This is a genomic window from Rhizobium sp. RCC_161_2, from assembly GCF_041355235.1.
In the GTDB taxonomy this organism is placed as follows: domain Bacteria; phylum Pseudomonadota; class Alphaproteobacteria; order Rhizobiales; family Rhizobiaceae; genus Rhizobium.
This window is the reverse complement of record NZ_JBFUPL010000033.1, coordinates 1-11,992: the sequence shown is the minus strand read 5'-3', so window position 1 is coordinate 11,992 and position 11,992 is coordinate 1. Positions and strand designations below refer to the sequence as shown.

15 protein-coding genes and 3 pseudogenes are annotated in these 11,992 nt (G+C 58.4%); 9 read left to right on the top strand and 9 right to left on the bottom strand.

Annotated features, from left to right (window positions below):
• The 3 genes and pseudogenes from AB6803_RS32885 to AB6803_RS32875 form a co-directional block, all read left to right on the top strand.
• A pseudogene (locus AB6803_RS32885) lies at window positions 1-93 on the top strand (aspartate-semialdehyde dehydrogenase); the annotation flags it as partial.
• Window positions 94-290: 197 nt separating this feature from the next.
• A complete protein-coding gene (locus AB6803_RS32880; RefSeq protein ID WP_371112763.1) occupies window positions 291-449 on the top strand; it encodes a hypothetical protein in 159 nt (52 codons plus the stop codon).
• A 254-nt stretch (window positions 450-703) separates the two neighbouring features.
• Window positions 704-1,003 (top strand): hypothetical protein, encoded by a 300-nt coding sequence (locus AB6803_RS32875; protein WP_371112761.1) that lies wholly within the window; start codon window positions 704-706, stop codon window positions 1,001-1,003.
• Window positions 1,004-1,043: 40 nt separating this feature from the next.
• Here AB6803_RS32875 and AB6803_RS32870 read toward each other — a convergent pair whose 3' ends face one another.
• Window positions 1,044-1,355, bottom strand: a complete 312-nt coding sequence (locus AB6803_RS32870) for a DUF982 domain-containing protein (protein ID WP_371112760.1) — start codon at window positions 1,353-1,355, stop codon at window positions 1,044-1,046.
• Window positions 1,356-1,829: 474 nt separating this feature from the next.
• Entirely contained in the window at window positions 1,830-2,126 is a 297-nt protein-coding gene (locus AB6803_RS32865) for a hypothetical protein (RefSeq protein ID WP_371112759.1), read from the bottom strand.
• 268 nt (window positions 2,127-2,394) lie between these two features.
• On the opposite strand from AB6803_RS32865, the gene AB6803_RS32860 reads away from it, so the two are divergent.
• The 5 genes and pseudogenes from AB6803_RS32860 (at window position 2,395) to AB6803_RS32840 (ending at window position 6,565) form a co-directional block, all read left to right on the top strand.
• On the top strand, window positions 2,395-3,066 hold the full coding sequence (locus AB6803_RS32860; RefSeq protein ID WP_371112758.1) for a gluconate 2-dehydrogenase subunit 3 family protein: 672 nt from the start codon (window positions 2,395-2,397) through the stop codon (window positions 3,064-3,066).
• A 3-nt stretch (window positions 3,067-3,069) separates the two neighbouring features.
• Window positions 3,070-4,836 (top strand): GMC family oxidoreductase, encoded by a 1,767-nt coding sequence (locus AB6803_RS32855; RefSeq protein WP_371112757.1) that lies wholly within the window; start codon window positions 3,070-3,072, stop codon window positions 4,834-4,836.
• A 29-nt stretch (window positions 4,837-4,865) separates the two neighbouring features.
• A complete protein-coding gene (locus AB6803_RS32850; protein WP_371112756.1) occupies window positions 4,866-6,080 on the top strand; it encodes a cytochrome c in 1,215 nt (404 codons plus the stop codon).
• A gap of 18 nt (window positions 6,081-6,098) precedes the next feature.
• Window positions 6,099-6,176, top strand: a pseudogene (locus tag AB6803_RS32845) (aspartate-semialdehyde dehydrogenase); the annotation flags it as partial.
• Window positions 6,177-6,274: 98 nt separating this feature from the next.
• Window positions 6,275-6,565: a hypothetical protein gene (locus AB6803_RS32840; protein ID WP_371112755.1), complete on the top strand. Its 291-nt coding sequence runs from the start codon at window positions 6,275-6,277 to the stop codon at window positions 6,563-6,565.
• Window positions 6,566-6,644: 79 nt separating this feature from the next.
• On the opposite strand, the gene AB6803_RS32835 is transcribed toward AB6803_RS32840, so the two are convergent.
• The 7 genes from AB6803_RS32835 to AB6803_RS32805 all read right to left on the bottom strand — a co-directional run bounded on the left by AB6803_RS32835 (window position 6,645) and on the right by AB6803_RS32805 (window position 10,817).
• The gene (locus AB6803_RS32835; RefSeq protein WP_371112754.1) at window positions 6,645-6,977 is read right to left on the bottom strand and encodes a chaperone modulator CbpM; all 333 of its coding nucleotides are present in this window, start codon (window positions 6,975-6,977) and stop codon (window positions 6,645-6,647) included.
• A 2-nt stretch (window positions 6,978-6,979) separates the two neighbouring features.
• Window positions 6,980-7,900 carry a DnaJ C-terminal domain-containing protein gene (locus AB6803_RS32830; protein ID WP_371112753.1) on the bottom strand — a complete coding sequence of 307 codons (921 nt, stop codon included), beginning with the start codon at window positions 7,898-7,900 and terminating at the stop codon, window positions 6,980-6,982.
• 276 nt (window positions 7,901-8,176) lie between these two features.
• Window positions 8,177-8,542 carry an SPW repeat protein gene (locus AB6803_RS32825; RefSeq protein ID WP_371112752.1) on the bottom strand — a complete coding sequence of 122 codons (366 nt, stop codon included), beginning with the start codon at window positions 8,540-8,542 and terminating at the stop codon, window positions 8,177-8,179.
• A 32-nt stretch (window positions 8,543-8,574) separates the two neighbouring features.
• A complete protein-coding gene (locus tag AB6803_RS32820) occupies window positions 8,575-8,898 on the bottom strand; it encodes a DNA-directed RNA polymerase subunit omega (RefSeq protein ID WP_371112751.1) in 324 nt (107 codons plus the stop codon).
• A gap of 9 nt (window positions 8,899-8,907) precedes the next feature.
• Window positions 8,908-9,660 (bottom strand): NADH dehydrogenase ubiquinone Fe-S protein 4, encoded by a 753-nt coding sequence (locus AB6803_RS32815; protein WP_371112762.1) that lies wholly within the window; start codon window positions 9,658-9,660, stop codon window positions 8,908-8,910.
• Between the two features lie 71 nt (window positions 9,661-9,731).
• Window positions 9,732-10,241, bottom strand: a complete 510-nt coding sequence (locus tag AB6803_RS32810) for an Hsp20/alpha crystallin family protein (RefSeq protein WP_371112750.1) — start codon at window positions 10,239-10,241, stop codon at window positions 9,732-9,734.
• A 99-nt stretch (window positions 10,242-10,340) separates the two neighbouring features.
• On the bottom strand, window positions 10,341-10,817 hold the full coding sequence (locus AB6803_RS32805; protein WP_371112749.1) for an Hsp20 family protein: 477 nt from the start codon (window positions 10,815-10,817) through the stop codon (window positions 10,341-10,343).
• 234 nt (window positions 10,818-11,051) lie between these two features.
• Between AB6803_RS32805 and AB6803_RS32800 the strand changes: the two are divergent.
• Window positions 11,052-11,911: pseudogene (locus AB6803_RS32800) on the top strand (OB-fold nucleic acid binding domain-containing protein); the annotation flags it as partial.
• Window positions 11,912-11,992: the final 81 nt, after the last annotated feature.

Genomic DNA, 11,992 nt, shown 5'->3' with positions numbered 1-11,992 from the left:
GATGGGCCGCTGCATTCTGTTCGCTACAGCCACCAGCGCCTGATCGGCCCCAATGAGTGGCGGCGCGTCGATGGTGAATTCAAACTGCACTGAGGCTTGAATCCGGATTTTTCTCTTCCTAGAGCAATTCCAGCAAAAGTGCGCAGTGGTTTTGCGACCGGAACTGCGTGAAACTAAGAGATAGCGTTTCCGTGATTCGAAGAAAAAACGGAAACGCTTTAGGTCTGCGGTGGCCGAGGCTTGATGAGCTTGGTCATTCTCCCATGTCTGTTCTCAGACGTGAGACCAACATGGCAGAAGCGATCCGCATCAATGCCGACGAGCTTGCTCGTGATGATCTTCGGAATGCCGAGCGCGTGCTGCAGCAGGCATCGGCGATAATCGCGCAATTCAAGGCGGTGCATCCCTACCCGCCGGTGAGTATGGCTATTCTCGAAAGAGTCCAGTAAGCGGAATGCAGCATGTGAGCTTCAGGTTCCATGTCGCCGTTGACGGCTTCGGGAACAGAAAGAGCGCTCAACCCGGTGGGGAGCGCCCTTTTTCCGAACCCGGACAATCTCGAACGCCGACGACAGATCGTCGAGCAAGAGGCCATCGATACGGGAAGTGAAGCATAGAATGTGGTCCCAGGTGGCGATTTCAAGTGGCGGCCGCGCAAACGGATTGCTAACCCAGCGTGGCTAATGAACAGTCGGAGGGGACGGTGACGACCGAGCAAGCCCGCAGATCGATCGCTGAGCGCGTTATCGCGCGAGCACGCGCTCGTGGCACGCCGATCGACAACGATCCGGAATATATGGCAATCGTCGAACTGTGGATCGCGGGAGAGATCGGCACCGAGGAAATGCGCCAGCGCTATATTGCCCTGCTGCAGCAACGCTCCCGGACGAGGCATGCTCGTCCGGAACGCCATCTGCCGGCGACAATGATAAAGGATGAGCGATTGGAAGCATTGACGGCGGTGGACGAGGTCGAGCGCTTCAGCAATGAGAAAGAGATTTGAGAATGGGCGACCCCGCCGCGGCGGGGTCATCGAATCTCTATCAGATGGCAGCCGTGCGGACGGTTCCGGGCGGGTGGAAATTCGGCTTCACTTTCCACGGAGCCATAACGGCCGGCATCCCCGCCTCCAGGCATGCCGCCATGAAAGCGTCGCGCGCGATGACGGCCGGCACGAAGCCGTTGAGTGCACCGCTACAGGTCTTCACCGCGCGTTCATGGCGCTCACCGTGGCGCAACGGCCATTCGTTTTCGAGAAAATCCAGGGCGTCATAGACGCCTGTGAAGGTGCGCTCCAAACCGCACTGCAGCCGGATCGTCACCGGTCGTGTCCAGACAACATCGTTCAGCAGCATTTTTTCCTCCTTTCCATGCCACCTATGGTCCTGAGCTAGATATTGTTATCGAGCGCAAACCGTTCAAGATCGGGTCGTGGTGACGATACAAAGCCGAAATTGGTCAAAAGGGGAGCTGTTCCGGCTGGGGGCGAAATGACAGTGCGCCGGGAGACCGGCAAGGAGTAGATGGTGGAAGTCCGTCTCTCTTGGGAATGAGGCCGCCCGCGATCCGTACATCGTGGGTGCACCACTGAAGGCGGCGACTTTCTTCGCATGAGCAAACCGCTCTGACAGTGATAATCTGCTACAACGTGATTGCCTTCCTCGTTGCACCGTCTGGAGGAGCGACCATCTTGGAGATCGCAAGGCCGCTTCTTGCAAGACTTTTTGCACATTGCGTAAACGCGGACGGGAAAACCGCACAAGACGCCACACGCCAGCATCCGCCGCCGGTTCAGTCTACGTCGGCATTTCGATACTGAGCGAGAGCAATCAATCGCAGCTCTGCGAACCGGCTTGATCCTGATTGGCTGAGGTGGATGTCATGGAGTTCGCCTGGTTGTTGCAACCGCCGCTATTCTTCCTTGAATCCGCCTTCATTTTCCTGCTGGTGTCTTGCCCCTTACTCGCTCCGGATTTGTCGTCACCCTGTGCCGATTTATTCTGGTTTGACGCTGGGGAGGAAGGTGACGGATCGGTGTCGGCGCCGTTGGGGCTGCCGGACTGCGCCAGCGAGACTGTAGCCAGGCAAAATGAAACCAGCGACGTTGCGACAATCTTCGAGAGCATAGCTTTCTCCTCAACATTCTTGCAAACCGCGTCGGAACTTTTACAGCCGCCCGAAGTTCCAGAGCCCATCGCAGATACTTAGGACGGGCATATGTTTCCGTTACCGAGCGGGACCACTTGCTCTGATTGTATTCTTGCCACTTGAACCTGCGCGAGCGCGGGTCAATCGAGGATATTTTCGATGGAACGAAAACGCGCTCAAGGGCCAACCCGCCGTGCATTCCTATCGTCCACGGCAGTCGCCATCGTCCTAGGATCAGTGCAAAGCGTGAGCGCCGACATCATCGGCGGGGAGCGTCCCTGGACTCTATTCGACGCCAGCCCACCCGAGGCGCGTTCAGCGCCGCCGGGACAGTGGTTTTTCTTCACAGACGAAGAAGCCGAGACGATCGGCGCCATCGTCGAGCAACTGATCCCCGCCGATGAGCTCAGCATCAGTGGAAAGGAGGCCGGATGTACGGAATTTATCGACCGGCAGCTCGCCGGCTTCTTCGGAAATTTCGACCGGCGTTACATGCAAGGTCCTTTTCAGCCCGGCACTCCTGAACAGGGAGATCAGTCATCGCTCGTCCCGCGTGCTCGTTATCGCCTCGGCATTGCCGCGCTGAACGAACACTGCTCTGCCACCTTCAGGCAGCCCTTTGCCAAGTTAACGAGCGAGCAGCGCGATCAGGTGCTGACGGATCTCCAGCATGGAAAAATCCCCATGCAGAACGGCGATTCGATGGCATTTTTTTCTCTTGTCCACGCCAACACGATGGAGGGGTTCTTCGCCGATCCAATCTATGGCGGCAACAAGGACATGGCTTCCTGGAAGATGCTCGGCTTTCCCGGAGCCCACTATGATTACCGAAACTACGTGGAACGCCACAACGAGACGCTCGATTTGCCGCCGGTCGGCATTGCCGGGCGACCCGAATGGAACATCGGGAAGGATTAGACGATGGCGACGAAGCTGCCGCACACTGACGTCGCGGTCATCGGTCTTGGCTGGACCGGTGCCATCGTCGCAAGCGAATTGACCGCAGCCGGCCTTGATGTCGTTGCGATCGAGCGCGGGCCGTGGCGCGATACGGCTCGCGACTTCAACATTGCTTCCGTTACGGACGAGCTCCGCTATGTCCACCGGCAGGAACTCATGCTGCGTACGGCCCAGAACACGGTAACGGTTCGCAACAACCCTTCCGAAACGGCGCTGCCGATGCGCAGTTGGGGTTCTTTTCATCCTGGAAACGGCACGGGCGGCGCGGGCAACCACTGGGCTGGCATTACCTTCCGCTTTCAGCCGCAGGAATTCCGCTTGAAGAGTTATTTGCAGGAACGCTACGGCGCAAACGCCATTCCCGACGAATTGACCTTGCAGGACTGGGGAACAGATTGGGGTGAGATGGAGCCGTTCTACACGGCGTTCGATCGCGTAGTCGGGACTTCGGGAAGAGCGGGTAATCTACGTGGCCAAATTCAGCAGGGCGGCAATCCGTTCGAGGGCCCCCGTTCGGAAGAATATCCCACGAAACCGCTTCGCCAGCCTTTTGGGCCCGTTCTTTTCGCCAAGGCCGCGGCGGAAATGGGCTATCGTCCCTTTCCCGTGCCATCTTCTCTGATCTCCGAACCTTATACCAATCCTCTTGGCGTAACCATGGGGCCGTGCACCTTCTGTGGTTTCTGCACCAACTACGGATGCGCCAACTATTCCAAGGCCAGCGCTATCGTGAACATCCTCCCGGCTCTTGTCCGAAGGCAAAATTTTACGGCGAGAGCGAATTCCGAGGTCTTGAAAGTTCTGACCGACTCGACCGGCAAAAAAGCGACCGGCGTCCTTTTTGCCGATACGTCCGGGCAGGAATGGGAACAGCCGACCGATCTTGTCATCGTTGGCGCTTTTACCTTCGAAAATGTGCGCCTGATGCTACTTTCCGGAATCGGCAAACCTTACGATCCGTCAACGGGAGAAGGTACGACGGGTCGCAATTATTGCTATCAGACAGCCAACGGCGTGCAGCTCTTCTTTGATAACAAGAATTTCAATCCATTTATCGGCGGCGGCGCTGTCGGAATGGGAATCGACGAATTCAACAACGACAATTTCGACCACAGCGGCCTCGGTTTCTTCGGTGGAGGGTCGATTCGCGTCACGCCGATTGGTGCTGCTCCGATCAGCTATCGACCCGTGCCGCCAGGAACGCCTGCCTGGGGCAAGGAATGGAAAAAGGCAACGGTCAAAAATTACCTGTCGAGCATGTCGATCGGCTGCGAAGCCTCGAGCTATGCGACCCGAAACAATCATCTCTCATTGGATCCGACCTATACCGACCGCTTCGGACGGCCGCTTTTGCGCGTCACGTTCGATTTTCCTCAAAACGATCTCAAGATGGCCCAATATTGCACGTCGAAAGTCGCTGATATCGCAAGGCACATGGAACCACGCCAGATTGTGGAGAACCCGATGAAAGGTCACTGGAACACGGTACCTTATCAATCGTCGCATGTGGTCGGAGGCTTTATAATGGGTGAGAATCCAGCTAGCAGCTGCGTCAATAAATATCTGCAAAGCTGGGATGTGCCGAACCTGTTTGTCGTTGGCGCCTCCGCCTTCCCGCAAAATCCGGGCTACAATCCGACCGGCACCGCCGCCGCTCTCGCTTTCAAGGCGGCCGATGCAATTAAGAAGATCTACCTTAAAGATCCAGGCCCGATGGTGCGCATATGACGAGTCCAGCCTGGAAATTACGACTGGGGATGACGGCAGCCGTGGTCGCAGGTTTAACGTCACTTGCTGTGTCGCAATCCCTGGGCGATGCGGAGTTCAACGTCGTCGACCGGGGCCGCTATCTTTCCATTCTGGGCGATTGTTCGGCTTGTCATACCGCTCCAGGCGGCCGCCCCTTCGCCGGCGGGTTGAGTATCGAAACGCCCTTTGGCGATCTGATCACGCCGAATATTACTCCTGACCGAGACACCGGTATTGGTAAATATACACAAAAGGACTTCCAGCGTGTCATGTCAGAAGGAATAGGTAGGGGCGGCTATCATCTTTACCCAGCGATGCCGTATCCCGCCTATACCAAAATGACTGCTGACGAGAACGCTGCGCTTTTCGCATATTTGCAAACGTTAGAACCGGTTAAAAATCAGGTTGAGGTCAACCAGCTGCCATTCCCTTATAACCAGCGCTGGTCGTTATTTGCCTGGAACGCATTGAACTTCACCTCGGGTATTTTCAGGCCCGACGCTTCCAAGAGCGCACAATGGAACCGTGGGGCTTACCTGGTGGAAGGGCCAGAGCATTGTGGTACATGCCACACGCCGAAGAACGCGCTCGGAGGCGACAAAGACGGCGAGGAATTGCAAGGGTTTGTCATACAGGGATGGAACGCTCCCAATATAACCAGTGACAAGCATAAAGGTATCGGGAACTGGAGCGCGGACGACATTGTCGCCTATCTCAAGACCGGGGCGAACCGGTTTGATCTGGCGTCCGGCCCCATGGCGGAAGTCGTTACCAAATCCACATCCAGAATCAGCGATTCCGACCTTGCGGCGATCGCCGCTTACCTCAAGGACAGCGGCGAAACGCCAACCGTGGCACCCGTCGCCATTGCGCAGTCCGAGCCGGTCATGAAGGCGGGCGCTGCGCTTTATTCCGACCGTTGTTCGGGTTGCCATACGCCAGCGGGCGAGGGAATACTGAAGCTGTTTCCCAAACTTGCCAATGCGCCGCTCGTCAACGCCGATGACGCAACGTCGCTAATCCATGTTGTCCTTGCGGGAAGTCGAACAGGTGCTACCGATGCCGTCAGTACCTCCCCTGCCATGCCCGCCTTCGACTGGAACATGTCTGACGATCAGGTTGCAAGTGTCCTGACATTTGTTCGCAACAGCTGGGGAAATGCTGCTCCGGTGGTGAAGCCGGCTGACGTCGCAAAGCTACGCGGTTATTTGAAGGACCAGTGAAACAAAGCAGTCGGTGCCTACTCCGTCCGCTATACGCATCAACACCTCATCGGGCCGAACGAATGGCGGCGCGTCGACGGCGAGTTCAAGCTGCATTGCATCTTGAATCCGGATTTTTCTCTTCCTAACTCTCCGGGCGACCGAGGCTCAAAGGGCTCGGTCGTTATCGAACGTCTGTTTAGAGTGAGATCGATATGGAAGAACAGATCAGGAATATCGTGGGCCTCAGCATCGAGGAACGGGAAGAGGTCTTCATCGACGTCGCTACTGCCCTCGAGGGCACGGCGCGTGAAGCCTTTGTTGAAGGAAACCGTCACTTTGCAGCACTTTCTGCTAACATGGCGCAAGCGATCCGCGTGAATGCCGACGAGTTGGCTCGCGACGATTTCAAAAACGCCGAACGTGTTTTACAGCAAGCGGCCGCAATGATTTCGCAGTTCAACGCGACGCATCCATATCGTATCGTCAGCCATGCCGTGCACTAGGCGCTGTTTCTTTCATCCTTGCTCAGGTCATGGCATAGCGGTCATTCTGAACCGCCAGATCTTGGGGCGGCGGTACCAGCTATAACGGACGGCCATCGAAACGTTTATCCAGGGCGGCACGCAAGCGGTGCTTCACCGCAGCGTCCTCCTTGCTAACAGCTAAGATTAGATCGCGCATCACGATGCGAAGACCGTGAAGCTGATCAACAAGATCCATAATGACGTCGATGCCGGCCTGGTTGACGCCCATGCCGTGTGCCAGGTCGAGGATCAGCCGGGCGCGGGCAAGATCTGCATCTCGGAAGCGGCGCTTGTGCTCGTCGAATTGCGGCGCGAGCCAACCCTCCCCGATCCACTGTTCGAGCTCGGTTAGTTCGATCTCGAGCCGTTGGCAGAATTCATGATCGTCCATGGTCAGCCCTCCATGCTCTTTCTCGGATTTTGTGCTGCCCCGGATGCCCAACTTCTCATGAAGTTGGCCAGATCCTCGTCCGGGCGGTCGGGCAGTACGATCTTCAAAGTCACGTGCATGTCGCCGGCACTACCGTACCCGCGTGGCACGCCCTTGCCCTTGATGCGCAATATCTTGCCGCTGCTGGAATTTGGGGGCAGCGCCAAGTCGACCGGACCGGAGGGTGTCGGCACGCGCACCTTGCCGCCAAGCACGGCTTCGCGGAGCGTGATTGGCAGTTCAAGACGGATGGCATCGCGGTCGCGCGTGAAGAAGCGGTGCGGCCGCACTTTGATGTCGATCAGAACGTCGCCGGCGGGGCCGCCGCCGAAGCCGGGTTCACCCCTGCCTCGTAGCCGCAGCGTTTGGCCATCACGGATACCGGGTGGAATTTGTACTTCGAGAGCCGGACCGTTGGGTAGCTGGGCCTGGGTTTTGGTGCCGTTCACTGCATCGAGAAAATCGACGTCCATCGAGAAATGGCGATCACGTCCAGGAGCGTGAAACCGGGATCCGCCGCCGCCGGTGCGGCGCGAGAAGAAGCTCGCGAATATATCCTCCGCGTCGCCAAAGTCCGCAAAGCCGCCACCATTGTGGTAGGGTTCGCCAGGACCGCTTGCCGAGGCGTAGTCGCGATAGAAGTTGCGGCTCGCCTGTTCGTCTCCGGTCATATCGATTTCGCCGCGGTCGAAGCGCGCGCGCTTCTCCTCGTTGCTCAAAAGTTCGTAGGCTGCGGAAATATCCTTGAACTTCTCGTCGGCATTTTTATCATCGGGGTTTAAGTCCGGGTGCAGCTTTTTGGCGAGCTTGCGGAATGCGCTCTGGATTTCCTTTTGCGTGGCATTCCGTTTCACGCCCAGAAGCTCGTATGGATCTCGGCTCATACATATCTCCTGTCACAGATACATAGACTGCGATCAACTCCGCCCTCATATAGGGGGCCGGGATTTTGGTTCGGAGGCAACTCGAAAGGTCGACTGGGTCGCACGTCGCAAGCGAGTGGGACTGTTTAATAAGGCTACGGAGATGGCAATCGCGCGGAGCCTGGGGGCAAGATCAAACATTGGTTGCTCCTTGGATCTTGATTGATTTCCCTCCGAACATGACGCACGAAGGGCCGAAAAGAAGCGGGCCCGAAAACCCGGACCCGCTTCGATAGATCAGGCGGCCGGGAATGGGCGGTTATGGCTGAACCAGATGTTGCCGGCGGCAAGCACCGCGACGACAATACCCGCTACAACATGAACCCACATCGCGGCCGTCACGACCGAGAAGCCGAGAACCCATGGAGCAGCCACAGTCCAAATGCCGAGCACAAGGTTGATCCATTCCTCCGCCTCATAGAAGGCACAAAGAGCGGCTGCGGCGATCACGGCAATGGCCGCGCCGACGATCCATGCGTTCCAGGCGGCATAGGCCTCCGTGGCGAAGCCAAGCAGCCAGGGTGAGAGCAGAAGACCAAGACCGGCAACGATATTGACGATATCGAAAGCGGTCCGGTTGTTTGAGGACAGGGACTTCAGCATCGTTTGTTTCTCCTTATCGGTTGGTTGCATCATCAATGAACCGCCTCCTGCGGAGAGGAGACGGGCGCGGGGGCAGCGCTTGACGCGCCGTCGCCGCGAAGCTCGGTTGATTTTGAATTGGGAGCCGGCAGACGAGCCGGGGAAGCCGATCCGGAGAGGAACGGCGTCAGTTCGTCCTGACGGAACGCACCGCCGGCTATCTCATGCAGCGCAAGGTTGGTCGCGCTGGCACCTGGCAGGTCAAGCCTCGGCTCCGCCCCGCGGGTGAGCGCGCGGGCTCGGGCGGCTGCGGCCATCGTCAGCGCGAACCTATCCGACACGATCTTTTGGCAATCGAAAACGACATGTGGGTCCATGGGCGCACCTCATGCGACTTTCCGATCAGGTGTATGGTGCTGCCCGCTCCCGACCTGTCGCTCGAGTGCAAGCAGGGCCTGCTCGACCTCATGAAGGCGCGAGGCACGATCGTTTTCCGGCATTCCCTCGTTGGTCGCCTGGTCGATCAGGTATTCGGTCCAGGCCCAGTTCATCAGGATCGAGCGCTTCGCTTCGAGCGCTAGCGTCGGATCACCGACGACGTCGATGGGCGAGGACCATGTGGCAGGACCGGAACCATCGTTCCGCTCCGCCGCCTCATCCATTGCCTGACCGTAGTTCTCCTGAAGTTCGGAGAGACCAAGCCGTTCCAGTGTCGCATCGGAGAATGCGTGGGATGGCTGGTTCCGTAGGGGGCTACTTGTCTGCGTCGTCCGCGCCGCAGTTTTGCTTGCCAGACGCTGCACGACATAGTTCAGACCCTGCCGCTCGGCATAGCGGATGGCGGATCGAAGTGTCGGGAATTCCAGCTCCACCTGCATTAGCGTGTCGGTACTGCCCATATAGCCCATCAAAGGCTCGATGAACGGTGCGCTGCGCCATTCGAAGACAAGCCGCCAGCCTCTCGTTCGCGCTTTGCCTGATGTCGTTGCGGAGCGGGATGGCCTGAAGATGCGGGCAACGGCATCCTCGGGAAATACAGAGCGCCCGAAAGACAAAGCTTTCCGCCGGTTATCATTGGAGGCCTGAATAACGAAAGCAGGCCTCATGCGGGGGTGATTCGTCTCTTTCAAAATCTCCATCATGTTATCCCTCCCTGTCGGCGAAGGAGCCGGCGGCCGCCATCTGGCCGGCCGCCGGCGGGTTGGTTCGGTTAGCTCTTGATCGCGATCCGCTTGACCTGCGACTGCGCCTTCTCGGTTTTCGGCAGGGTCACAGTGAGAACGCCGTTCCGGAAGCTCGCATCGACCTTGTCTTCGTCGACTTCGACGCCAAGCGGTACACGGCGCTCGAAACGGCCATAGTAGCGCTCGGAGAATTGGCGATCCTTGTCCTCGCTCTCGGAGCGCTTCTCGCCCTTCAGCGTCAACACGCCGTCGTTGAGCAGGACCTCGATGTCCTTCTCTTCGAGACCGGGGACCTCGGCCGTCACCTTGATCTCCTTGTCGGCCTCGGCGATCTCAACGCTCGGCCAGCCGGCCCTGAACGCGGAGCCGTTGCCGAAGGAGGGCAGGCCTGAACCGAAGCCGCGCAAGACATCGTCAAACAAGCGGTTCACCTCGCGGTGAAGCGACAGGAACGGATCGCGGTCGTCATCACGTAGAATACTTGGAACCTGGCTGCCATTGTTGCGGCCCCAGGGGATCAGATCACGTACACTCATGGTTTTCTCCTTTCCGTTCTATCGATGGACAATCGTCTCCTGCCGACGCCGGGGCGTTGCCCGGCGCCGTGCGCTTAGACAGGGTTGGATCATTCTGACTTAAGCGGCCTGCTGTTCGGCCTCGATCTGCTTTGCCTCTGCGCCGGGCAGCGCCACTCCGGTGGCGATCTCGATCCGGCGCGGCTTCATCGCTTCCGGAATTTCGCGCTTGAGATCGATGGTCAGCAGACCGTTGACCAAGCTGGCGCCCACGACCTTGACGTAATCGGCGAGCTCGAAGCGACGCTTGAAGCTGCGCCCGGCGATGCCGCGATGCAGGTACTGGCTGACCTCCTCGCCCGCCTTTTGTCCCGACACCACGAGTATGTTCTGCTCCTGGGCGATGTCGAGTTCGTCCTGCGAGAAGCCCGCTACCGCCATGGTGATGCGGTAGTCGTCCTCGCCGGTCTTGGCGATGTCGTAGGGGGGCCAGTTGTCGATCATCTCGACGCGGCTTGCGGCATCGAGCGCGTTCAGCATTCGGTCGAAGCCGATGCTCGACCGGAACAGGGGAGAGAAGTCGAAAGTGGTTCTCATAGCCACATCCTCCATTGAAGCAACATGGGTACAAGGTTCAACTTCCGCCGACGATGTCCTCATCGCTCGACGGGTCGGTCCCGACGGGGCACCGGCAGCATCGATTTAGTTTTGGTCATCTGGCTGTTCAAGAGATCGCCGACCGACACTGCGACATTTTTTTGGGCGGCGGATACCTGACGCAAACAAACAATAAGCCTGAACATGAGACGAGCGATGATAGCTGGATTACTCCCGGCCAAGGGACTGGCCGTCGCGGACGCTGCGCGGATTGTGACGGCGCGCATGAACAGCCCATTCGCCTCTGTCGATGACATGTGGCGCCGGTCGGGTGCCCCTACGGAAGCGCTTGTCCATCTGGCAGAGGCCGATGCGTTCCTACCATCCCTCGAACTCGAACGACGCGATGCCCTCTGGGCCATCAAAGCCCTACGCGACGAGCCGTTGCCGTTGTTCGCAGCCGCGGCCGAACGCGAGATGGCAGCAATCGCCGAGCAGCGGGAGCCGGAGGTTGCGCTTCGGCAGATGACGGACGGGCACAACGTCATTGAAGACTACAGCCATACTGGGCTCACCCTGCGGCAGCACCCGGTTGCCTTCCTGCGCAAGGACCTGTCAACACGCAACATCATCACATGTGCCGAAGCGATGAATGCGCGGGATGGGCGGTGGGTTTATACGGCGGGCCTTGTTCTCGTCCGTCAAAAACCCGGATCAGCCAAGGGCGTGTCATGTTCATCACCGTCGAGGACGAGACGGGGCCGGCAAACATCGTCGTCTGGCCCACCTTGTTCGAAAAGCGGCGGCGGGTGGTGCTGGGGTCCTCGATGATGGCGATCAACGGCCGAATCCAGCGGGAAGGGGAGATCGTGCATCTCGTCGCACAGCAACTGTTCGACCTGACAGCGGACCTTGTCGGTCTGGCTGATCGGGATAGCGAGTTCAAGTTACCAACTGGGCGCGGCGACGAATTTGCCCATGGAGGTGGAGGGCCGGATTCACGCGACAGGCCAAAGCCGATTGTCCCGAGGGACCTGTTCACACCTGATCTTCATATCGATACGCTGAATGTGAGGAGCCGGAACTTTCATTGAGCGATCTAGGCCGTGTCCCCATAACGGGGTTCATGTTGGTGCTGGTGTGTGATTCAATCTCCAGAAAAGGAGATTGCCATG